Annotated in this window: 16 protein-coding genes; 6 read left to right on the forward strand and 10 right to left on the reverse strand. The window is 48.8% G+C overall.

Features of this window, described 5'->3' with window-relative positions; genetic code table 11:
- The coding region (locus Q0502_RS08940; protein WP_298649779.1) for a flavodoxin domain-containing protein at window positions 1–409 on the reverse strand (409 nt) is incomplete at its 3' end.
- A gap of 290 nt (window positions 410–699) precedes the next feature.
- Between Q0502_RS08940 and Q0502_RS08945 the strand changes: the two genes are divergently transcribed.
- Entirely contained in the window at window positions 700–1,998 is a 1,299-nt protein-coding gene (locus Q0502_RS08945; RefSeq protein WP_298649781.1) for a peptidoglycan DD-metalloendopeptidase family protein, read from the forward strand.
- A 91-nt stretch (window positions 1,999–2,089) separates the two neighbouring features.
- Here Q0502_RS08945 and Q0502_RS08950 read toward each other — a convergent pair whose 3' ends face one another.
- The 9 genes from Q0502_RS08950 to Q0502_RS08990 all read right to left on the reverse strand — a co-directional run bounded on the left by Q0502_RS08950 (window position 2,090) and on the right by Q0502_RS08990 (window position 17,234).
- Window positions 2,090–4,429 (reverse strand): alpha-amylase family glycosyl hydrolase, encoded by a 2,340-nt coding sequence (locus tag Q0502_RS08950; RefSeq protein ID WP_298649782.1) that lies wholly within the window; start codon window positions 4,427–4,429, stop codon window positions 2,090–2,092.
- Between the two features lie 103 nt (window positions 4,430–4,532).
- Complete coding sequence (locus tag Q0502_RS08955; protein ID WP_298649784.1) at window positions 4,533–6,368, reverse strand: glycoside hydrolase family 13 protein; 1,836 nt, start codon at window positions 6,366–6,368, stop codon at window positions 4,533–4,535.
- 142 nt (window positions 6,369–6,510) lie between these two features.
- Window positions 6,511–7,557, reverse strand: coding sequence for a glycosyl hydrolase 53 family protein (locus tag Q0502_RS08960; protein WP_298649785.1), 1,047 nt, complete (start codon window positions 7,555–7,557; stop codon window positions 6,511–6,513).
- Window positions 7,558–7,615: 58 nt separating this feature from the next.
- The gene (locus Q0502_RS08965) at window positions 7,616–9,046 is read right to left on the reverse strand and encodes a SusF/SusE family outer membrane protein (RefSeq protein WP_298649787.1); all 1,431 of its coding nucleotides are present in this window, start codon (window positions 9,044–9,046) and stop codon (window positions 7,616–7,618) included.
- 60 nt (window positions 9,047–9,106) lie between these two features.
- Window positions 9,107–10,249 carry a SusF/SusE family outer membrane protein gene (locus Q0502_RS08970; protein ID WP_298649789.1) on the reverse strand — a complete coding sequence of 381 codons (1,143 nt, stop codon included), beginning with the start codon at window positions 10,247–10,249 and terminating at the stop codon, window positions 9,107–9,109.
- 34 nt (window positions 10,250–10,283) lie between these two features.
- Window positions 10,284–11,912 (reverse strand): RagB/SusD family nutrient uptake outer membrane protein, encoded by a 1,629-nt coding sequence (locus Q0502_RS08975; RefSeq protein WP_298649791.1) that lies wholly within the window; start codon window positions 11,910–11,912, stop codon window positions 10,284–10,286.
- 12 nt (window positions 11,913–11,924) lie between these two features.
- Window positions 11,925–14,945 carry a TonB-dependent receptor gene (locus Q0502_RS08980; protein WP_298649793.1) on the reverse strand — a complete coding sequence of 1,007 codons (3,021 nt, stop codon included), beginning with the start codon at window positions 14,943–14,945 and terminating at the stop codon, window positions 11,925–11,927.
- Between the two features lie 391 nt (window positions 14,946–15,336).
- A complete protein-coding gene (locus Q0502_RS08985; RefSeq protein WP_298649795.1) occupies window positions 15,337–16,380 on the reverse strand; it encodes a GNAT family N-acetyltransferase in 1,044 nt (347 codons plus the stop codon).
- Between the two features lie 29 nt (window positions 16,381–16,409).
- On the reverse strand, window positions 16,410–17,234 hold the full coding sequence (locus Q0502_RS08990) for a 1-acyl-sn-glycerol-3-phosphate acyltransferase (protein WP_298649797.1): 825 nt from the start codon (window positions 17,232–17,234) through the stop codon (window positions 16,410–16,412).
- Window positions 17,235–17,486: 252 nt separating this feature from the next.
- On the opposite strand from Q0502_RS08990, the gene Q0502_RS08995 reads away from it, so the two are divergent.
- From Q0502_RS08995 to Q0502_RS09015, 5 genes are all read left to right on the forward strand, one after another.
- The gene (locus Q0502_RS08995; protein WP_298649799.1) at window positions 17,487–17,930 is read left to right on the forward strand and encodes a division/cell wall cluster transcriptional repressor MraZ; all 444 of its coding nucleotides are present in this window, start codon (window positions 17,487–17,489) and stop codon (window positions 17,928–17,930) included.
- 4 nt (window positions 17,931–17,934) lie between these two features.
- Window positions 17,935–18,885, forward strand: a complete 951-nt coding sequence (gene rsmH / locus Q0502_RS09000) for a 16S rRNA (cytosine(1402)-N(4))-methyltransferase RsmH (RefSeq protein WP_298649801.1) — start codon at window positions 17,935–17,937, stop codon at window positions 18,883–18,885.
- Between the two features lie 55 nt (window positions 18,886–18,940).
- Window positions 18,941–19,273 (forward strand): FtsL-like putative cell division protein, encoded by a 333-nt coding sequence (locus tag Q0502_RS09005; protein ID WP_298649803.1) that lies wholly within the window; start codon window positions 18,941–18,943, stop codon window positions 19,271–19,273.
- Window positions 19,274–19,292: 19 nt separating this feature from the next.
- Window positions 19,293–21,491, forward strand: coding sequence for a penicillin-binding protein (locus Q0502_RS09010; RefSeq protein ID WP_298649805.1), 2,199 nt, complete (start codon window positions 19,293–19,295; stop codon window positions 21,489–21,491).
- 84 nt (window positions 21,492–21,575) lie between these two features.
- On the forward strand, window positions 21,576–23,051 hold the full coding sequence (locus Q0502_RS09015) for a UDP-N-acetylmuramoyl-L-alanyl-D-glutamate--2,6-diaminopimelate ligase (protein WP_298649806.1): 1,476 nt from the start codon (window positions 21,576–21,578) through the stop codon (window positions 23,049–23,051).
- Window positions 23,052–23,218: the final 167 nt, after the last annotated feature.

Genomic DNA, 23,218 nt, shown 5'->3' on the forward strand with positions numbered 1-23,218 from the left:
TGCCACCCTTGAACGCCCTGGAGTATTCAAAGTCATATCCTTCCGGGGAAACTTTGCCGATGACGGTCGCTCCCTTTTGGGTGACAATTTCATACAATATCCCCATGGCATCCACGTAAGAACTGGGATAGATGGAGGCGTCGCCCAGCCCGAAAAGGGCTATGGTTTTTCCCGACAGATCCAGTTTTTCCAACTTGGGATAAAAATCATTCCAATCATCCTGTAAGTCCTGTACTCCCCAGGTGGATACGCCGAGGATAAGCACCTCATGTGTGAGGAACGGCGTTTCATCGCCTTCATAGATATCTGCAAGGGTAGGGGAGTAATCGGCCAGCAGTTGGGCTATTTTTTCCGCCGCATTCTTGGTGTGTTCGGTACTGGAGCCGTAAATAATCGCGATCGACTTCATAAGATGATATTTTTTTGTTAAACCGATGTATGTTGATAAAGTCGGCATACCTGTTGCCTGACTGTGATTTTAACTCTGTTGATAGTACAAAGTTAATATAAGTTTTAAATTTTTATGCATCTATGCGCGTATTTTTATGCATCTTTGTACACAGATTATCTTAGTCGGATCCATTCTGCCTCCCGGTATCCGAAGGGCGCGTAATACAGGCTATTTCTGTGAGACTGTCAGGAGGTCATCTATTTGTCAGGCCTGTTCCGGAATCGGGAAAGTTGTAAATATAATCAGTTATGTGTAAAACAAAAAGAAGAAAAACGTTTCATTCGGTCATCTATTCGTTTCTGATACTAAGTATTGTTTCATGCGGATTAAAAAAGGAAGAACAACAGATGGATCAGGATGATCAGCAAGAAACGGGTTGTGTGTATGAGTACGGGATATGCGTCGACTCTTTCGATGTAACCCATTATGAGATCGGACGCGGACAATATCTCTCTTCCATTCTGACTAATCTTGGATTTACAGCTACTGAGAGTGAAAAGATAATAGAAGCCGTATCTCCTTTTTATTCTCCTTCAAGATTACAGGTTGGAAATTCATATGCCGCGATCACCGATTCTACGTCGACTGTGAAATATGTTGTTTTTGAAAAATCCCGCACCGATTATACTGTGGTGGATCTGACTGCGGATACGATGAACGTGTATGATTATACAAAACCCGTTACCCTGAAGCGCGAATATGCCGAAGGCACCATCACCTCCTCCATGTGGAATGCGATCATCGATACCGGCGCACCCGCGTTGCTGGCACTTAAACTCTCAGACGTATATGTCTGGCAGATCGATTTTTTTGATATAAAAAAGGGAGATTCTTTCCGATTAATGTATGATGTAGCTTATATCGACGATACCACTATGGTGGGGATATCTTCCATCGAAGGGGCGGTTTTTACTCACCAGGGTAAAAAATACCAGGCTATCCCCTTTCAGCAGGATACTATAAGGGAGTTTTTCGATGAAGACGGCAATAGTTTACGGAAAGCGTTTCTGAAAAATCCTCTTGATTTTTTCCGTATTACCTCGAAGTTCTCCAATTCCCGCTTTCATCCCATTTTGAAACGTAGCCGGCCGCATCACGGGGTGGACTATGCCGCACCCACGGGTACACCCGTGAAAACAATCGGCGACGGGGTGGTAATTGAAAGGGGATTTCAACGCAACGGGGCGGGGAATTTTCTGAAGATAAAACACAATGCCGCCTATACAACTACCTATATGCATCTGAGCCGTTTTGCCAAAGGAATTGAAAAGGGACGTACGGTGAAGCAGGGGGAAGTGATCGCTTACGTAGGGTCTACGGGGCTGTCTACGGGGCCTCATCTCGATTTTCGCGTACACAGGAACAATCAGCCCGTCAATCCCCTGACCATCGAGTCGCCTCCCTGTCTGCCGGTGAAACCTGAACTGATGGATAGCTTTATGCTCGTGCAGAACAGGGTGATGTTTCAGTTAGACAGCTTACGGATGGCAGGGCAGATGTTTGCGCATACTACCGATTCTTTGACTCTTATACCATCCCATTCCTGATCGTATCACACGTATCCGGGGCATGCCGGCCGTCGCGTTTCTGAACCCGGAACAATAAAGGAAGAGGGGCATTGCCCCTCTAAGTTATCTGTTATTCCCCGAAACTGGTATATACCCTGAAACTGTTCGCCGGGACGGTGATGTCTTTTGTCGTAGAGGTAACATTCAGTGGGTCCTCCTCCGCATCCATATAGTTATACCATGTTCCGGTTTTCGGGAAGGTAGTTGTCGTTGTGATGGAGTTGTTGGTGAAGTTCCCTATTACCACCACCTGCTTCTCTCGGCCAAAGGAGGAAAGCGTGATAAACCGGCCGGTTTCCCAGAATGAGGGAGTCACGTCCCAGTTGAGTATGGCGGTGGCGTTGAACAGTTCCGGATGGTCGAAACGGAGGGAGATCAGTTTCGCATAGGTATCGTGCAAATCCTTTCGCTGCGGCACATCCATATATTCCCACTTCACCGGTTTTTTACCGGTACGTCCATTCTGATCGATCGAAACATCATATCCCATCTCACCGAACTGCCAGATCATTTTCGGGCCGGGGACGGTGAAGAAAAAGGCGGCATTGGTGGCCAACTGCGACATTTGCGCGTTGAGGTTTGTCTTGAGGATACCGTTACCCCATTGGGTCTGCTTATAGGCCGCCCGCTCCTCGTCATGGCTTTCCATATAGCTGACTAGACTGTTGGTCGGGCGCGAAGAAGAGGTGTAATAGGTTCCTGAAAAACCGGAGTCTTCCTTGTATCCCATCGCTGTTTGGCAGTAGGCATGGTTCATATTGCGCCAGACCATCATTCCTGCGTTGCTTAATTCTGTTTCTTCCTTATCGTCGGCAAAGTGCTCCAGGATCACGTAGGCGTCCGGTTTTACGGATTTGATGGTAGTATTATAATCTTTCAATATAGCTACGCGTGACGCGTCATAGACGTGAGCGTTCGCTTCGGTGCTGCTCTTGTTGGTAAACCCTTTGGTAAGGTCGAAACGGAAGCCGTCGACATTGTACTCTTCCAACAGGAATTGCAGGTTACGTTTCACGAAATCGCGTACCAACGCCGATTCGTGGTTGAAATCGTGGAATACGCTGTAAGGATGAGGTGCATCTACATTAAAATAGGGATTGTTCGCTGCCGTTTTGTTGTTCGCAGCGTTCCACCACATTCGGGCAAACGGATTGGAGCCCGTGGCGTGGTTGTAGACCACATCGAAAATTACCGCTATACCCCGCTGGTGGCAGGCATCGATAAATTGTTTGTACATCCTGTCGGTGCCGTAGGCCTTATCCATCGCGAAGAAGAATGCCGGGTTGTATCCCCAGCTGTCGTTGCCGTCGAACTCCTGCACAGGCATCAACTCGATGGCATTCACGCCGAGTGATTGCAGGTAATCGAGTCTGGCCATGGCGCCGTTGATATCACCGGTCCCTGTGAAGTCACGTAACAGCATCTCGTAGATCACCAGGTTGTCCGGCGCGGGTGTCTCGAAATCGGGTATCTGCCAGTTGTAGGATGCCTGCTGGATTTTGAATGTTGATACTATACCGATAGCCCCCGCAGGATAGGTTTTGTTATCTGGGTAAGTAGCTGCGGGTATCCATGGATCGTTGGACGGGTCGAGCACTTTGCGGGCATAAGGATCGGCTACCCGGATAGGGTCGCCACCGGCTTCTCCCACGTAATACTGGAACGCATACTCCTTAGCGGGGTCCAGCCCGGCGATGGTGAACCACCAGCATCCTGCCGTGGGGTCGTATACCATCTGCGATTGTTCGTCGTTGCTTAATGTCCAGTCGTTGAAGTTGCCCACTACATGGGCAAAATCTTTCCTTACACCGTTTTTATCCTTGTCATAAAGTACGAGCGTGACACTGCTGTTATTAATCACGTTGATACCGTATTGCAGCCCCGCGGGCATGGCAGCCGTTTTTGCCGGGGCGGGCTCGAACGCTTTGTATTTCGCATCGGCTACGCCGATAAACGAATCTTTATCGATTCCTTTCTTTGTGCCGTCGGCACTGCGGATAACGATGCCGAGCTTGTTAACAGGTGTTTCTCCCGATCCGAACCACTGCCGGATGGAGGGGGAGAGTTGGATGTTCCATGTGTTCTGTTCACCCTCTACTTTGGTCATTTTGCATTTGGCCAGGTTCTCTTCCCATTCGGCAGGAACATACAGCCAGGTGCCTTCCGAGACCACGCCGGTATGGATATATACATCGCCCGTGTAACCGGATAGCGGCGATGATGCAGATGCTTTAAGGGTGATGGTCAGCGCTTTATCGGCGTCGGCCTCCTGGGGGCTCCACGAAAGGCCAACCGGCACTTCAGGAGTTGGCTCCGGCTCCGGTTCCGGAGACACGACCGGATCCTCTCCGCAGGCGAATGCGAGAAGCAGAAGAAGGAGCAGGCAGAATTTTATAGAGTAAATTTTCATTATTCGCATGTATTATGGTCGGTTCATAATCAAAATAATATTTGTACAGTTCCCATACCGGTGCCCAAAAACCGGCATAGTGGTACTTTCATTATCACCTTACTTATTCCAGCACGAGGATCTCTTTGGGTGCAAGTGTGAGCGTTTTTCCCAGCGAAACATTTTTGCCCGAGAGCAGGTCTATCCACCCGGTTCTGTTTCCTATTGACTCGGTATACCGGTCAAGGTTTATCTCCACCTCGCCGGATGTCCCGTTCATAAAAATCAATACGCTTTCCTCTCCGAGGTAGCGTTCGTAGACATAGACGCCTTTTTGCAGTACATAATGTTTCATGTCCCCATAGGCGATCACGTCTTTGCCATGCCGCCAGTGGAGCAGTTTCTTCATGAAGTTGAATGCCTCGTTCTGCAATGCGTTACGCCCTTTCTCGGTGAACTGATTCACTTTGTCTCCGGGCCATCCGCCCGGCACGTCAAGGCGGATATCGCCGTCGCTCCTGCTTTTGGTGCCATGCATCAGCAATTCGGTACCATAATAGAGCTGTGGCGTACCGGGCATGGTAAGCAGGAAGGTGATCCCTTGCTTCCATCCGGACAGTTCCCCGGGATACTCCTTCAGGAACCGGTCGGTATCGTGGTTGTCCAGGAAGCGCAGTACATTGTAGATATCAGGATAGATGAAGTCGTAGGTCATATGGTCGAAGATGCCGTGCAACCCCCCGTTCCATTCGCCCGTCTCTTCGGAGAAAGCGGTATGGGAAAGGCCCATGAAGCGGAAGTCCATCACTGATTTCAGTTTGGTGTTGTTCGGGTTGAGCGGGCTGTTCCGCTGCCAGAAAGCGGTTCCGATAGGATTGTTGAGCCATGCCTCTCCCACTATGTTGTATTGGGGGTATTCTTTCTCTACAGCCTCAATCCAGTCGACCATCATATCGTAATCGGCATAGGGGTAGGTATCCTGCCGGATGCCGTCCACTCCCGAGTATTCGATCCACCAGATGCTGTTCTGGATCAGGTATTTCGCTACGTGCCGGTTCCGTTGGTTCAGGTCGGGCATGGTGGGGACAAACCAGCCGTCTACCATCTTGCTTTTGTCATACTCAGATGCGTAGGGATCGAAATACATCTCCTTCATGTGCGACGTTTGTACGTACTCGTCAAGGTTATTGAACCAGTCGGCTGAAGGGACGTCTTTCACCCAGGGATGGTCGCTGCCGCAGTGGTTGAAGATCATGTCCATCACCACCTTCATCCCTTTGGAATGGGCGTCGGCGATCAGCCCAGCATACTCCTCGTTGCTCCCGAAGCGGGGATCCACCCGGTAGTAATCGGTGGTGGCGTATCCGTGGTACGATCCTCCTTCCATATCGTTCTCCAGCACCGGGTTGAGCCAGATGGCGGTCACTCCCAGGTCGGACAGGTAGTCCAACCGTTCCGATATGCCTTTCAGGTCGCCGCCATGCCGTGCGCTGTGGTGGTTCCGGTCTACCGTATAGGGCATCCGCATCGGGATCTGGTCATTGGAGGGATCCCCGTTGGCAAAGCGGTCGGGCATGATCAGGTAGAGCACGTCGGACGAGTCGAAGCTCTCGATGTGGTACCTGTCCGGGTTCCGCTCTTTCAGTTCGTAGGAGTAGGAGAGCTTCCTGTTTCCCCCGGTGAACAGGATATCGAATGTTTCAGGACTGCTTCCCGAAATATGAAGGTAAAGGATCAGGTAGTTGGGGCTATCCAACCGTACCGACTCCTTGATCCGCACGTTGGGTGAAACCACTTCCGGTGTGTAATCCGCGATATGGTCGCCATACACCATCAACTGCAGTTCGGTTTCTTCCATGCCGCTCCACCAGAAAGCAGGTTCTATTTGAACGGATTGTGCCTGAAGCATGCAGGCAGCCATTATCCATGAAACTAAAAGGGGTAAAAAAAATGATCGCATACTATTCTTATTTGCCGGTTGTTTTTATCAGACTTTTTCTCACGATGACATGATCCGGGTAAATTTGCCTTCTGTACGGGGCTTAACGGGAAAGTTCTGTATGTTATTCCGCTGTTACCGGGAATTATCGATGAGATGATTATTACTCCATAAACGCGTCCAATGCCGCGGTGGGCTTTCCGTTGTCGCCCCACACGCTCAGCGCGTAATGGCTCCAGGAACGAGCTCCTTGCGGTTCCCAATAGAAAACTCCTTTGCCTTTTTCGTTAGGCACCTCTTTCACTTTCCGGATAACGGCTCGTAGCATATCGTGGGTGTTCCGGACCTTAAGGTCTTCGCCTCCTACTTCTACCACCATAACCTCTTTGTTGTAACGGTATGCCATATCGTTGAGGTTATGGCCCAGGTCGTCGATGATCTTGGTATAGTCGGGTTTCCCTTCTAACCAGTAAGGATAGAATGACATGCCGATTACATCGTATTTGGCGCCTTCTCGCTCAGCGTTATCGAACCACCACCGAAACCGTTCGTTGTTGTTTCCCTGGTCCACGTGCAGGATCACTTTCGAAGAGGGGCTCACCGCTTTGATGGCATCGTACCCGCTGTTGATGAGCGCTACCAGTTGGGGCCAGTTGTCGGTATGTCCTTCGGGGTGGATCATGCCCGATGGGATCTCATTGCCCACCTGTACCCATTCGGGGGTAACCCCTGCCTTCTTGAGTGCCGCCATCACCTCATAGGTGTAGTTGTAGAGCGCCTCGTTGAGCTGCTCGAAGCCGAGTCCCTCCCAATCTTTGGGTTTGTGCTGTTTAACCGGATCTGCCCAGCTATCGCTATAGTGGAAGTTGATCATCACCCGCATTCCCCATTCTTTTGCCCGTCTCGCCATTGCCACTGTCTCTTCCTTGCTGCAATGCCCGCTACGGGGATCATCGGAAGGATTCACCCATGTACGCAGGCGGATGGAGTTGATGCCGTGCTCCTTGAGAATCTTGAAGCAATCCTCGGGTTGGCCGTTATCGTTGTAAAAAACATATCCCGAGGCTTCCATCTGGGGTAGCCAGCTGATATCGGCTCCCAGGGACAGCTCTCCTGTCTTTTCGGGCTCTGCTGAAGAGGGGTGGCAAGCGAGGAGGGTGAGAGATAGCGCGGTCAGCAGGAGCGCATAGGTTCGTTTAATTGCCTGCATATGCCATTGATGTAGAGAAAAAGCGCGGGTATAGCACCGCGCTTTTTCATGAAATAAGTTACTGCTTTACTACGGTGGCCTTGTACGCGGTGGGATCTGACAGGTCGAGGGTGATCCGGTAGGTACCTTCTTCCGTCACGGCGATGTTATCGCCGTCATATACCATGTTGTTGAGATTCCCTCCCAGGTTGATAGTCCACTCGTTATTCGCCCTGAACTTGAATGCCTTAGCTTCCAGTGAGGTAGTCACCGTCCATAGCCCTGTCGCGGAATCGAAGTTCATGGGGGTAGAATTATCCCACCCGCTGGGGGTGGCATCGCCTATCAATCCCCATTCGGTTTTTACTGCCGAGTAAGTAAACGGAGAGCCGGAGAGATCCGCGTTCAGCCGGTAGTATCCTGTTTCACTGATTTTTAGGTTGCCCGCTCCGCTATCGTCGGACAGTATACCCTCGCCTCCATCGCCGTAGTTGGGCCCATCCCAGTTAGGCCCGGCAGTGAATTTGTACTCCTGGGCCCCGTCGAAGTAGACATACCCGTCATATGTGAAGTCGAAGTTACGGCTGTAGAGAGTGGGGGCTGTTTCCGGGTTCCATCCCTGGTGCCCGCCCGGCACGTAGAGTGTGAGGTTCATCTCGCCGATAAGCTCGATGGTGTAAGTGTACTCCATCATGTTAAGGGTGACCTTTACCCAGCCGGGTTCTATAACGCGCATAGCTTGCGATTTTTCGATGATGAGTTCGCCTTCCAGATCGGTATTTCCATCCACCGGGTTTCCGATTACGCCATCCCAGGAAGCGGCTTCTTTGCTCGATTTAGGAACAATTTTAAAGTATCCCTGCAAATTGTTTACCAGGATGGTAAAATACGGGTCTTCGTACACGTCTTTTCCACTGTGGCTGAATTTGTAATCGTCAAGGTCTTCGATATTCCATCCGGTGACATCTCCAATGAGATAATATTCCGTTTCGATAACCGGGCCGACGGGAGTCACGGTAATGGGTCCCAGGACTACAGGATCAGGCATTTGAGAAGAAGCAGTGCCGTCAACGATAAAATAGGTCGCGCGTAGATAGATTGTACGCGCAGTGGGCGCTTTCCCGTACAGGTTTTTCACTGCTTCATTGAGATTCCCGGCAGTGATAAAAGCACTGTTCTGGTTACTCGTCGAGGGGAGTTCTACCACGGAAGTAAATTCATTGCTCTTCGATGCCTCAAGAATAAATTTCACGGTAGCTCCTTCGTCCATTTGTGGGGTAGCGGTCGTCTTGATTGCCTCAAACGGAGCCTCCTCTGCCAGATCCTCTTCGTCGAAGATGAGGGGGGAGTTCACTCCCGAACCCAAGGTAAAGGTGAAGCCGTTTACCGATTGCGCTGTCTCTTGCTCATACGCTTGCGGAGGAGCAGCCACATGGTCGTACACATCCTCACACGCTGTAAATAATAAAACGGCGAGGAGCGTTACAAAAAGAGATATTTTATGTTTCATAATGATATTTTTTAAAGGAAACCTCTCCTCTGGATAAAGGAGAGTTTCCTGTATCGCTTATTATTCTATTTTACCGGTGTTCGTAGTAAAGTTGATATACAGTTTCTGTCCTGCGTTTCCGGTTATCCGGTCCTGGTCGTCTCCCGCGCCGCGAGGCACGAACACACCGTCGAATACGATGAATTCGGTGTGCCACCACTCATGTCCCGGTAGCTGGATGCTGGCACGCACTTCTCCTGTATTGGTGAATGCAGGTGAAACAAAGGCGGCATCAGCACCTGAGGACAGGTTGGGTACCGTGAAACGGTATTTTTCATCGGTTGTACCCCAGTTACCTCCGGCAGTGCCCCCCTGTAGGTGTACCTGCGGTGGGAAGAAGTCAACGGCATACTCATATTCACGGCCGTTAATGGTGGTGGTTACCACCACAATATACCATCCCGGATTGCCGATCTCTATATTACCTTCCGATTCAGCAATTCCCGCAAGGTTGACCGAACCTTCTCCAAAGGTCACCTGATTATACCCGAATTCGTTCCCATTCCATGCCATGGCGTAGTTGAACTTGATCTGGGCATTGGCACCTTCTCCGGTTTGCCCGAGATATTGCATTGCCCAGAATTTGCCGGGAGTACCCCATACCGGTATCATCTCCGTAGCTCCGTCCCAGTTCCAGTTTCCGGCAACATTGCCAATGATATACATATTCTCCGGCATCACCATCGGATCGAGTGCGAAATAGCCTTTTACCTGTGGCAGTGTGATGATATTCGATTTAACTGCCCCGTCGTTCTTCGTATTGAGTACAGAGGAGAGGCGTACATAGAGCGGATGCGGATCGGTGGGGTAATCACTCTCCTCGGTCACCCCGTGCATCCCCACCAATGCCAGTGCCAGGTCGGCAGCACTGATATTGAATCTGGCTGTGGTATAAGTGCCCGGAAGGGTCACTGCCTGTGCAAAGTCCTGCGTGAGAGATACCTCCACGCTGTAGATGGCCACTGCTGTAAACCCGTAATCAGGTTGAGAGGTGGTGAACTCAATCGTCTCCGTATTTTTCAGGTCGTAGATACCGGAGGCATACTTCGGCAGATTCAGCACAAAACTGTCCGGTTGCTGCAGTACGACTTTTTCATCCTCCTGGCACGACCAACAGAGCCCGAGAAAGGCCAGTAATACTATGATATTATATGTTTTCATCATCGTTCCTTCTTTTAGAAATTCATTTTATAACCGATCAATATCCCGTGTTTTGCGTCAGATTCTCATTGGCGCCTATATCATCGGCCGGTATCGGGAATACATTGAAGTGCTCCGCCACAGACTTTCCTTCCGCCACATTCCCTTTCCAGGGCCAGAGATAAGATGAGCCGGTGAGTTTGCCGAAACGAACCAGATCGGTACGGCGCTGTGCCTCATAGAAAAACTCACGTCCTCTTTCATCCAGGATATAATCCAACGTAAGCTCGCCGGCTGTAATAGTTGCGGCAGCATCATCGGAATAGGCACGCTTACGCAGGTTGTTCACCAACTCCAGAGCAGTTGCGGCATCGCCTCCGGTACCTCCTCTTAACACTGCCTCAGCATAATTGAGATAGATTTCACCCAATCTGAAGAGAGGGAAGTCGGTAAAGGCGATATTGCTGGGAGGCAAGGTGCCATCGCTGTTCCTGTTGTAGTATTTCACCACCGGAATTCCATTATTGGTGAAAAGGGAAGGGTCGGTGATTTCGTAACTTTCCGTCTTATCGGTACGTACCATGGAGAAACGGCTGTCCTCTTCATACCGGTATTCTCTCTCAAAGGTGGCTACAATTGATTTTAGCGCACGGTTGCCCTGCCATGCACCCACAGCGTTTACCTCTTCCTGCATATCGGAAGGCTCCGTGCTGCTTAAAAGAAAAGTCATCCCGCCCCAGGTCTGGGTATCTTCCCCTTCGTAACGGATGGGGAAAATCATTTCAACCGATTTGTGATTGTCAGCCTTGAATACATTCGCATACACCTGATCCAACTGATAGTTTTCTGCAAGCACTTTCTTGCTGTAGGTGATACTCTCGCTGTATTTTTTCATGCCGGTATATATTTCCGCATTCAGATACAGGCGGGAAAGGAGTGACCAGTTGGCTGCTTTATGTGCCCGCCCGTAACTGGAAGTGTCGTATCCCACAAAAGGATCCAGCATATCGGCTTCGCACTCTGTCAGTTCTTTTTCTATGTAATCGAACAGATCGGCTGCCATAATCTGAGGAGGAAGTGTGCTGCCTACGGGGCTATCCTCGTTCACAAAAGGTACGTTTCTAAACATATCGAGCAGATAGTAGTAAGCAAGTGCACGATGGAACCGGGCTTCGGCACGGAACGCCTGGATCCTGTCCTGATCGGCCTGGCTAACTCCCCTGGAAGATAACTTGTCCTCGCTTGTCTCCCTCAGTAACGCATTTGCCAGATTGATCTGGTAATAGAGCCGGTAATAAAAACCCTTGATGAATACGTTGCTTGAGGTCCATGTGATGTAATTCAGGTCGGGGATGCCGACATCATTCCAGGCGCAGAGCGCTTCGTCGGTAGGCAGCTGTTGCAGATTCCAGAGCCCTCTGAGAAAAGAGGCCTGGCTACCGCCATCCACGCCTGCCACATCCGGGTCTCCGTCGCCGCCGCTGTTGCCGCTGATAGCCATCCCTGCATAGATCTTTGCCAATAATTCCTGGTACGGCCCTATTTCACTGCCGAATACCACTTCCGACACCAACTCCTCAGGGTCGAGCGGGATGGTGTTCAAATCGTCGAGGCAGGATGAAAGTCCCGTGACCGTCAGGCTGATTACGACGAAAAACAGTATTGTATGTTTTTTTACAGTCTTCATATTTGTATAGTATTAAAAATTTAAATTAAGCCCCAGGATGAACACACGCGGGTGCGGATAGATATTGTTGTCGATACCGTCGTTGGTAAACTCCGGATCGAGTCCGGCATAGTCGGTAAAAACAAACGGATTCTGCACAGTGAAATGGATTCTTCCTGATTGTTGCCGATGCAATAGATGGGTGAAATTGTACCCTACAGAAATATTATCCATTTTCAGGAAAGAGGCGTTCTGGATATAATGGCTCGACTGGTACTGCACCGCATCAAAGTTGGTGTAGGTGGCGCTGTTCACTCTGTTCTTTAACCAGCCTGACGGATCGTACGTGGTATTCCTTGATTCGCGGTTCGATTGGATATTGTTATAGGCATAATTACCGATGTTGGCCCGCAAAGAGAAATTGAAATCCACTTTTTTGTAGGATAACTGGGAGGATAAACCCATGAATACGTCGGGAGCAGCGTTTTTATAAACGATAAGATCCTGTTCGTTGATTGCCCCGTCGGCATTCTGGTCTACATAAACACCTTCAAGAGGTCTTCCCGCATCGTTATATACCTGTTCGTACACATAGAATGAACTTGCCGGGTAATTGACGCTGTGAATAGCAATATTGTTACCGGTACCGCCGTCAATTCCGCCAAACCGTACACCCACATAGCTGGGATCGTCATTGATGGTCAGTTTGGTAATACGGTTCTGATTATAGGTCACATTGTAACTCAGATTCCAGTTCCAGTCCTTACTCACAACGGGACGGCCGGTGATGGTAAACTCCACGCCCTTGTTCTCCAATTCGCCTACGTTGGTGAGCAACTGGTTGCTGAAATTGGTTCCCGCCGCGATCCCTACCGTGTTTAGCAGGTCGGTGGTCTTGCGGTAATATACATCAAAAGCCCCGGAAATACGGTTGTTCAGGAAACCGTAATCTATTCCGGCATTATAAGTGGTTGTTTCTTCCCATTTAAGGTTCTCATCGTATGCCAGGGGGCGAATCAGGGATACCATCTGATCACCGAAGAAATAATTGGCACCGGCCTGACTGTAGCTGTAGCGTCCCATCCAGGGATAGTCTCCGCTACCCAGGTTCTGCTGTCCGGTAACCCCGTAACCGAGCCGCAATTTCAGGTCCGACATAACATTGCCCGTATCTTTCATGAAGGGTTCATTGATGATTTTCCAGGCAAAGGCAGCAGACGGGAAAAGTCCCCATTTGTTGTCGGGACTGAACCGGGACGAACCGTCGTTACGCAATGTGAATGTCCATAGATAACGGTCCAACAAGGAGTAATTCAAACGTCCGAAGAAGGAGATTACGAAACTTTCGGTGGAATAATCGTTGCTTTCCCTATAATACGCCTCCCCTTTTTCGGCAGCCATAGCAGCCGAGTAGGGGTAGATATCTTCGGACTCATTGTAAAAGCGCTGCCATGAATACCCTCCCATTGCATCGAAGCGATGTACACCTGTCTCTTTTACATAATTCAGATAAAAATCGAGCAACGTATTTTGCTTGTACTGGGAATAGGTACGGTTGTCACCCCAACCCGCTTTGTAATTTCCCCAGGTATATGTCATCGGAGAGTTATCCTCAATAATCACATCGCCATTGCTCTTGGATAGGTCATACCCTAGATTGAGGTTGGCCCTCAATCCATCCAGGAAGGGCATAAGGTAATCGAGTTGGAGATTCCCGATGCTTCTGTAAACTTTGGAATTATCATGTTTCTGCTCCAGGATGGCAAGCGGGTTGGCCAATGCAATGTCGATAGGTGTTCCGGAGGGCCTGAGTGTCATATGATAACCATTTCCATAGGGAGAAGGTGTTTCCGTGTAAACAGGCATGGTGGGGTCGAACTGAGTGGCTGCATTGATCGCTCCCTGATCTGCAAAGCGGTTGGTGATATACATGCCTTTTGCATTTAATTGTACCCTTAGCTGATCGTCGAAAAAGGCAGGACTCAGATTCACACTTCCGGTGAATCTTTCCAGATTGGATGTCCTCAATATCCCGTTTTCGTTGGTATATCCCACGGAAACGCGATAGGGGAGTATCTCTCCTGCACTGCCCGATGCGCTCAGATTGTGATCGGTACTGGCAGCTACTCTGAATATCTTATTCTGCCAGTTGGTTTCGGTATTGCCCAGGGCGGCTGCCTGCTGGCTGTCTTCTCCAAAAGAGGAGATGACATAATTTCTGAAGGTGGGAGCGTCCATCACATCTACTGCCCCGGTACGGGTGCTCACGGAGAAATTGCCATTATAGGCCAGCTTTATCTTCCCGGAGTGTCCTTTCTTGGTAGTGATGATGATCACCCCATTGGACGCCCGGGATCCGTAAATAGCCGTGGCTGACGCATCTTTCAACACGGTGAAGGTTTCAATGTCGTTTGAGTTAATCGTGCTTAACGGATTTGACATTCCGCTCACGCTGGTAGTGTTGTCCACCGGTACGCCATCGATCACGATCAACGGATCATTGCTGGCTGACATGGAAGAACCGCCCCGAATGCGTATGTTTGCTGAAGAACCCGGTGCACCGCCTGCGGAAATGACACTCAAACCGGCCACCTGACCTGCCAGCAGATCGGAAGGGGATGTAGCTAAACCTCTGTTAAGTTTGGTAGCATCTACCGCTACCACAGCGCCCGTCGCGTCATCTTTTCGTACCGTACCATAACCGATTACCACCAGTTCTTCCAGCATTTCGGTGTCCTCCTCGAGGATCACAGTGATCGTGCTTCTGTTGTTGATGGATATTCTTTGCGGCCGGTATCCAATATAGCTTACCTCCAGCACCCCGTCCGCGGGAGCCTGAAGGGTGAAATTACCGTCATAGTCGGTAACTGTTCCGGAAGAGGTACCCTGTATAAGAATATTGGCGCCGATAACTGGTTCGCCGGCAATATCCGTGACCGTTCCCCTCACATTTATCGTGGCGCCGGTTTGGGCGCTGGCCGATAAAATCATTAGCATGCCCGATAATATCGTCATCAGGAACGCTTTCATAGTTTTTTTGAAATTCACATACATATTGTTGACATTATAAGATTAACTGATTAATACTCACTTCATTCTCTACAAAGTTGCGGGTATCACAAACAATAAAAAATGAAAGGTTAAGGAATATTTTCATTATTATATTATTGACACCTCACTTCTGACGTCAAAGTTAGATTTTCTTAAACGGGACAGTATTGAAATGAAGTTAATTAACCTCGTTTGCTTGTGCAAACGATTGCATTTTTCAGCTATAAAAGATAAACTATCAATAAGTTAGGCTAGGGGGTGTGAAAGTATGAAAATGATCATCCGAAGCGGCAATGTATGTGATCAGAACAGGAGTGTCCGCTATATTCTTGTCTTTTTGACGTTTTTAAGTACGATCTGGAGTATCGGTGATAGATAAGCCCGGATCAACTTATTATTTTTTATTTTTTGCTTTTCTTTCGCGTTTTAACTTGGGGAGTATCATTTTTTTTCTTCCGGCACTACCGGCGATCCTCTTTCTGAGCAACATAAGAAACCGTTTGCTGGGATTGCTTTTTAAATAAGACTCAATGTGGCGGGCGCGTTTTTCTTCCAGTATCTGGTTTATCTCGATGAGAATACCCGACTCTTCCACATCACCGAATTCATCATTGATGGCGGTGCCGAAAAAGCGCATGGTGGGCGATAAGCTCATATAGGCATTGATCAGCGGCGGGATATTGTAACCGAGAGCGCGTACCTCTTTGTTTAGCGTTCGGTAATCCTCACTGAACTTTTTTCCGGTAAAGAGTCGCTTCATCTGGTCGATATCGGTATTTGTCATGAGCGGATCGATCGGGCTTACCAGCCTTTCGCTGTCGGGAAAATGCTTGTGGAGGAAATAGAGTATCATATTACGTGCATCCTTATTATAGGTGCCGTACATGGTTACTTTTCCGAAAAAGTACCTGATCTCCGGATCGATAACGGTGAGCGCACCCAGTCCGTCCCAGAGGTTGTCGAGTGCGAAGATCCCCTTCCTGCCCAGCAAAGTCGATTGGTATTCGAGCGAGACGAATGAGCGACCCAGTTCTACCGTATACGGCAGGTATTCCGATATAAATCGCTGCGAAAAATTGTAGAGGTGGGCGGTAGCGAGTATCGGTTTATTATGTTCGTCAAATTCCACATCCGAGCCGTAAATAAAACGGTAGCCGCCCAATATTTCCTCATTCTCGGGATCCCATACGATCAACTGGCGGTAGGGGACGTCCATCGTGTCATATTGATCGATATCAGCTTTCAGCCCTGTTCCCCCGCCATAGTGGCGAAAGGCGATCTCACGCAACCGGCCTACCTCCTTCATCAGGTTAGGTGAGTCGTGTGCGGTAAAGACGTAAATCTCGTTGTTGGCCTTGTTGGTTACCCTAACCCTTTTTTGAACGGTCAGCTCACTTTTTATCAGGTTTTTATCGATAGGATCTATGATCTTCTCCATATTTTTCTTTTTATTTTATTAATGAGCCATTATTGCTCCATCGAGTAAACCACGTCTTTTACATACTGCGCCCATTCGAACGGTGTTCTGGATCTGTCGAACATTTGCCGGGGAATGGGTTTGCCAAAAGTGATGGTGAATGACCGACCGCTGTTTTTAAACATTTCATCCGGCAGCCGGATCAGTTCGATATTGAATTTTATGCCGGATGCCTTGCGGAGATTGGCAAAGTTATAAAAGAAATTGGAATTCCTTCCGGCAAAATGAACCGGAATAATATCCCTTTCATATTCAACTGCTTTAATGATAAAGCTTTTCATCCATTCCGGATCCCTGATCTCACCCTTTTGTTTTCTGGAGCATAATCCGGCGGGGAATGTGATGATCTGGTTGTCGGACGCATAAGCTTCATTGATCGCCCGGGTTGATCCTTTGGCCTGGGATCCGTACTTGTTGATGGGGACAAAGATAGGTTTCAGCGGATCAATATAATAGAGTACATCGTTCACAAGATATTGAATCTTTCCGTTGTACTTTTCTCCGAGGAATGCCGAAAGACAAATACCGTCGAGGCCCCCCAGCGGATGATTGGACGCAAAAACAAATCTTCCTTCACCCGGTATATTCTCTTCTCCCCTGATGTGAAGAGTGAGGTTGAATTCCTTATCCACGAGCGCACGCATAAAGGCCACCCCTTCCAGTCCCTGATTCCGCTCCAGAATACCATTGATGTCATCCTGATGGACAGTCCGTTTGAGGTAGTTGATCAGAAATTTCGGAATTTTATTATAATATTTGGGTGATTTATCTCTTAAAATGCGGTCAATATCAACCCGAAATCTATTGTGACTCATTACGTCGTCTCTCCTCCTTCTAATTTGTCGCAAATGTACAAAAATAGTGGATAAAAGATGGCAATCAAGGTAAAAATCTTCTTTTCGGGAATAACCGGTGAAAAATTTCCCATGCTTGCTCTGTGTATAATTAATTGATAATTAATTATATATAACAAATATAACAGCTGTTGATAACTTTTTTGTAGATTTTTGTGTGGAAATGTGGGGAAAAGTGGATTATTTTGTACTTTTACCGCGTTATAAGTAGATATGCTACAGTTTCTGGGAAATATAGAAGCCAAAGCCGATGCAAAAGGAAGGATCTTTGTACCGGCTATCTTTCGCAAACGCTTGCAGGGCGAAGGCGAAGAATTTCTTGTGCTTCGTAAAGATATTTTCCAGGAATGTCTTGTGCTTTATCCCGGAAGTGTATGGGAGAAGGAGATCGAGGCGCTTCGCGGGAGATTGAATAAATGGAACAGAGAGCAGCAGCAGATCTTCCGCCAGTTTGTATTGGATGCCGAAAGGCTTGAGATGGATGCAAACGGACGAGTGCTTATACCTAAACGTTATCTGCAAATGGTTTCCATTGAATCGGATGTTCGTTTTCTCGGTGTGGATGAAACTATTGAGATCTGGGCGAAAGAGAAACTGGAAAAACCATTGGTTGATCCCGACGAATTTTCATTGAAATTACAGCAATTAATGGAGTGAAAAAATGACTTCACAAGGCAGACAGAATGAAGCAATATATCATACGCCGGCGTTGCTTGACGAAAGCGTCGACGGGCTGAATATCTGTCCCGGGGGGGTGTATGTTGACGTTACTTTTGGCGGCGGGGGGCACTCCCGTGAAATACTGAACAGGTTGGGGGCGGAAGGGCGTCTCCTCGCTTTCGACCAGGATGAGGATGCTGCCGGAAATATTCTTGCCGATCCCCGCTTTACCTTCGTGCACGGTAATTTCCGCTTCCTGAGAAATTTTCTCCGGTACCACGGTGTGGAAGCGGTGGATGGTGTTCTGGCCGATCTGGGTGTGTCGTCGCATCATTTTGATGTTTCCGAACGGGGTTTTTCGTTTCGTTTTCCGGGCGCGTTGGATATGCGTATGAATCGCCATATCCAAAAGAGAGCTGCCGATATTCTCAACGAATATGAGGAGGAGAGGTTGTCTGAGCTTTTTTTCCGGTACGGCGAGTTGAGGAACGCACGGCAGATAGCTTCGGCCGTAATACGATACCGGCAAACCAGACAAATTGAGGAGACCGGTGACCTGATGGCAATCCTGGAACCTTTCGCGCGCAGGGAAAGAGAGAAAAAAATGCTGGCACAGGCCTTTCAGGCGCTTCGCATTGAGGTGAACGGCGAGATGGAAGCATTGAAGGAAATGCTCTTGCAGGCCTTACGGGTGCTGAAGCCGGGCGGGCGTTTTTGCGTGATCTCATATCATTCGCTGGAAGACCGCCTGGTGAAGAATTTTTTCAGGACAGGCAATTTTGAGGGGGAGCCGGTCAGGGATTTTTACGGAAACGTGGAGACGCCTTTCACGGTGATCAATCGCAAGGTGATTGTTCCTTCTGAAGAAGAACAACAGCGAAATCCGCGTTCAAGGAGCGCCAAACTGCGTATTGCGGAGAAAAAGGGTGAATGTGATGATTTACTAATTTGAGGATTTGTTGATTAATCTGCAAATCGGCACATCAATAAATCGGCTATCAATATATATGAAATTTAAGTTCGATAACATACGCAAATCGTTTGTCCGTGTTTTTGGGGGGAGTGTCCTCACTGAGGGCTTCTTCCTCAAAAACATGAGATTTGTTATTGTTATCGTAATGGTCATGTTCCTGTTTATCAGCCACCGTTATAAGGTGCTTCAACGAATGGCGGAAATAGAGAAATTGCAACAGGAACTCAGGGATGCAAAATATGAGTCGCTCACCATTTCTTCGCGTCTTACCGAGGCGAGCAGGCAGGGTGAAATTGAACGGCGTATTGAAGAGGCCGGTCTGGAGTTGAAAGTGACGAATGAGCCCGTCTATTATATAGATAAATAAACAGATCGTTTCACAGAAAATGAAAAAACAGAATCGGAATAACAAACGTGCTATTTTGGGCAGATACGGATTTATTGTCGCCCTGTTAATGCTGTTTGTCGTGATGATCATTTTTTCTGCCGGTAAGATCGTGTTTACTTCCGAAGGGAGAAAATGGCGCGAGGTAGGTGAGAAGGAGACCGTCATTAAGGATCGCGTGATCCTGCCCAAAAGGGGTAATATTTATACTTACGACGGCAAACTGTTGGCTACCACAGAACCGCTTTACAGTATATATATGGATTTCTGGGCCGAAGGAATGGAGCAAGATACACTTGCCAAATATGTGGGCGATCTGTCGGTAGCACTGGCTAAGAGATTTCCCGACAGAACCGCACCCCAGTATAAGACTCTGATTATGAACGGGTGGGCGATGCGGGAAAAGGAAGAACGGCAGATCCGGGAAAATCAGGCAAAAGGACTCGACAAGCGAGTACCGATCCGTTCCCGCTATGTAAAGATATTGCGTAACGATATCTCTTATGTCGATTTAAAAGAGATACGCACCTATCCGTTCTGGAACCAGCGATCCAACCGCAGCGGACTGATCGCCGAAGAACGGAATGCCCGTAAAAAACCTTTCGGCAATTTGGCCAACCGTACGGTCGGCAGCGTGTACAAGGATATTGACAAGGGCGGCGCCAGCGGTCTAGAGTTAAAATATGACTCATTGCTCAGGGGTGTTTCCGGCGTGAAATTCCGCCAAAAGATACAGGGCAGATGGATGGATGTAGTGGAGAAACCGGCCGAAGAGGGATGGGATATCGTCACCACTATCGATGCCGCGATACAGGATATTACCGAGCGGTCCCTGCGGGAAAAGCTGATAGAGACGGAAGCCGAGTCGGGAACAGCTATTATCATGGAGGTGGCGACCGGTGAGATAAAGGGGATTGTCAACCTCGACCGTCTGAGTAACGGGGAATATGCCGAAGGAAACCCCAACGCATTCTCCTATATGAACGAACCGGGTTCCACCTTTAAGACGGTGACCACGATGGTGGCGCTCGATGACGGGGTAGTAACCCCCACCGACTCATTTTATGTGGGGACGGGCCTCTTTCAGTATAATAAAAGGTGGGTCAGGGATCATTACTGGCGCAGGGGACAAGACAGGGGATACCTCACGGTGGCCGAAGGGATAGCTGTCTCGTCGAATGTGGTGATGAGTAAGATTGCATTGAAAGGATACGAAGACAATCCCACGCGATTTGTGGAGGGAATAGACCGCATCGGCCTGCGGAAGCGGCTCACATGGGATGTGCCCCTCAACGGGATAGAGGGTACCTCATCCATCCGTTATCCCGATGACAAGGCCAATTACTGGTCCAGAACAACCCTGCCCTGGATGTCGTTCGGGTATGAAACACAGGTGCCGCCCATCTATATGCTGATGTTCTATAATGGGATCGCCAACGGTGGAACCATGATAAAACCCTTTATCGCCAAACAGTTCATCGATAAGGGAAAAGTGGCAAAGAACATTGAAGCGGAGGTAGTGACCCCGAAAATGTGTAAGGAGACCACCCTGGAGCAGATCCATGAGATGCTGTTGAAAGTGGTGGAAGAAGGAACAGCCAAAGTGGTGGCCTCCGACTATTTCACGATAGCCGGTAAGACCGGTACGGCGCAGATCGCTTCCGGAGGCGCCTATGGCGGGTATTATGTCTCATTCTGCGGCTATTTTCCTGCCGAGGAACCGATGTATACTATCTTCGTAGGACTGAGAAAACCGAAAGGAGTGCCCTCCGGCGGAGGAATGGCGGGCATGGTTTTTAAAAATATAGCAGAGCAGACTTATTTGCGGAAGGTATGGCTGGATGTGGGGGCTTGTAGGATAGACTCTGCATTGCATAAACAACCCACGCTGAAAAACGGTAACTGGGATCGTAACCGGTCGCTGTTGAGTTCGCTGAATTTTCCGGCGGAAGGTCCGGCAGAAGCAGCCGAGTGGGTGAAGATGAAGTATGACAGTACTGCTTACCGGTCGGAAGCGCTTGCGCTGAACAGTGCCCTTATTCCCGATGTACGGGGAATGGGCGCCCGTGATGCGATCTATCTGCTGGAAAAATCGGGATTGAGGGTGAATCTGATCGGAGCGGGAAAAGTGGTGTCCCAATCGCTTTCGCCCGGCCAGAAATTAGTGAAGGGTACTACCGTCACCATTACAATGAGATAGTACTAACGGGACTAATGTGTCAATATGCCAATGGGCCAATGAGATAAGGTGCTCCTGGTTCCTGGTTTTAAAAATATAGAGAGTATGAACCTGAGTAAATTAATTGAGGCTTGTGATCTTGTTGCCCTGCGTGGTAACGGTGAAGCGGAGGTGACATCCATTACCTCCGATTCACGTACGGTAACACCGGGATCTCTCTTTATCGCAGTAGAGGGCATCTTTACCGACGGACATGCTTACATCGGTAAAGCAATAGAACAGGGAGCGACTGCGGTGGTGTATGATAAACCGATGATCGAGGAATATTTTTCCCGTGTTACCTATGTACAGGTAAAGCAGAGTACGGTAGCGCTCGCGCAGATAGCCTCTGCATGGTACGGAAACCCCTCTGCATTGTTGAAGCTGGTCGGCGTTACCGGAACAAACGGGAAGACAACTATCGCCACATTATTATACGATACGTTCCGTCATCTGGGCTATCCTGCCGGATTGTTATCTACAGTAGCCAATTATGTGGATGGTGAGCGATATCCCACTACGCATACCACGCTCGATCCGATCACACTCAACGCTTATCTGCGTAAGATGGTGGATGCCGGCTGTGAATATGCCTTTATGGAGGTGAGTTCCCATGCCATACACCAGAAGCGTGTGTATGGCCTCCGTTTTGCCGGAGGCGTTTTTACCAATCTCACCCAGGATCATCTTGATTACCATAAGAATATGCTGGAATACCGCAATGTGAAGAAAGCTTTTTTTGACGACCTTCCGGCTGATGCATTTGCTTTGACCAATATCGATGACAAGAACGGTACGGTGATGGTGCAGAATACCAAGGCTGCCAAATATACCTATTCAGTGAGAGGGATGGCCGATTTCAAAGCCCGCATTTTCGAAAAGCATTTCGACGGTACCGATATAGAGATAAACGGAAAAGGTCTTTCCGTGCAGTTCGTAGGCACTTTTAATGTCTATAACCTCGTGGCAGTGTATGGTGCCGGCATTCTTCTCGGACTCGATGAGGAGGAACTGCTCCGGACCCTCTCTCTGTTAAAACCGGTGGCAGGAAGATTCCAGACATTCCGCTCGCCCCAGGACTATACTGTTATCGTCGATTATGCGCACACTCCTGACGCCCTTTCCAATGTGCTGAATGCCATTCACGGAGTGCTTAACAGCAAAGGAAGAATTATCACCGTGGTGGGTTGTGGCGGTAACCGCGACAGGACCAAACGGCCGATTATGGCGCGTGAGGCGGTGCAGTCAAGTGATAAGGCGGTATTTACGTCTGATAATCCCCGATTTGAGGAGCCGGGAGAAATCCTTCAGGATATGCTCGACGGGCTTACCGAGGAACAGAAAAGTAACACTCTCACCATCACCGACCGCCGGGAAGCGATCAAGACCGCCTGTGCGCTGGCAAAGGCGGGAGATGTAATTCTCATTGCCGGCAAAGGCCATGAAGATTATCAGGAAATAAAAGGGGTAAAGCACCACTTCGATGATAAGGAAGAGGTAGAGAAGATTTTTAGTAAACTAAAAACTAAAAGTGAAAAGTGAAAATTATTCATCGTCACATCAATAAATCAGTAAATCATTAAATTCAAGAATGTTATATTATCTTTTCGCATATTTAGACCAACTTGATTTTCCCGGAGCGGGTATGTTCCAGTTTGTGATGTTCCGTTCCGCCATGGCAGCCATCTTCTCCCTGTTGATCGGGGTCT

The sequence above is a fragment of the uncultured Proteiniphilum sp. genome (assembly GCF_937873925.1).
Taxonomy (GTDB): Bacteria; Bacteroidota; Bacteroidia; order Bacteroidales; family Dysgonomonadaceae; genus Proteiniphilum.

What these genes read in the sequence shown, in the direction of transcription:
- Q0502_RS08945 (WP_298649781.1), top strand. Translation starts at nt 700, where the DNA reads ATGTGTAAAACAAAAAGAAGAAAAACGTTTCATTCGGTCATCTATTCG.
- Q0502_RS08950 (WP_298649782.1), bottom strand. Translation starts at nt 4,429, where the DNA reads ATGAAAATTTACTCTATAAAATTCTGCCTGCTCCTTCTTCTGCTTCTC.
- Q0502_RS08955 (WP_298649784.1), bottom strand. Translation starts at nt 6,368, where the DNA reads ATGCGATCATTTTTTTTACCCCTTTTAGTTTCATGGATAATGGCTGCC.
- Q0502_RS08960 (WP_298649785.1), bottom strand. Translation starts at nt 7,557, where the DNA reads ATGCAGGCAATTAAACGAACCTATGCGCTCCTGCTGACCGCGCTATCT.
- Q0502_RS08965 (WP_298649787.1), bottom strand. Translation starts at nt 9,046, where the DNA reads ATGAAACATAAAATATCTCTTTTTGTAACGCTCCTCGCCGTTTTATTA.
- Q0502_RS08970 (WP_298649789.1), bottom strand. Translation starts at nt 10,249, where the DNA reads ATGATGAAAACATATAATATCATAGTATTACTGGCCTTTCTCGGGCTC.
- Q0502_RS08975 (WP_298649791.1), bottom strand. Translation starts at nt 11,912, where the DNA reads ATGAAGACTGTAAAAAAACATACAATACTGTTTTTCGTCGTAATCAGC.
- Q0502_RS08980 (WP_298649793.1), bottom strand. Translation starts at nt 14,945, where the DNA reads ATGTATGTGAATTTCAAAAAAACTATGAAAGCGTTCCTGATGACGATA.
- Q0502_RS08985 (WP_298649795.1), bottom strand. Translation starts at nt 16,380, where the DNA reads ATGGAGAAGATCATAGATCCTATCGATAAAAACCTGATAAAAAGTGAG.
- Q0502_RS08990 (WP_298649797.1), bottom strand. Translation starts at nt 17,234, where the DNA reads ATGAGTCACAATAGATTTCGGGTTGATATTGACCGCATTTTAAGAGAT.
- Q0502_RS08995 (WP_298649799.1), top strand. Translation starts at nt 17,487, where the DNA reads ATGCTACAGTTTCTGGGAAATATAGAAGCCAAAGCCGATGCAAAAGGA.
- rsmH (WP_298649801.1), top strand. Translation starts at nt 17,935, where the DNA reads ATGACTTCACAAGGCAGACAGAATGAAGCAATATATCATACGCCGGCG.
- Q0502_RS09005 (WP_298649803.1), top strand. Translation starts at nt 18,941, where the DNA reads ATGAAATTTAAGTTCGATAACATACGCAAATCGTTTGTCCGTGTTTTT.
- Q0502_RS09010 (WP_298649805.1), top strand. Translation starts at nt 19,293, where the DNA reads ATGAAAAAACAGAATCGGAATAACAAACGTGCTATTTTGGGCAGATAC.
- Q0502_RS09015 (WP_298649806.1), top strand. Translation starts at nt 21,576, where the DNA reads ATGAACCTGAGTAAATTAATTGAGGCTTGTGATCTTGTTGCCCTGCGT.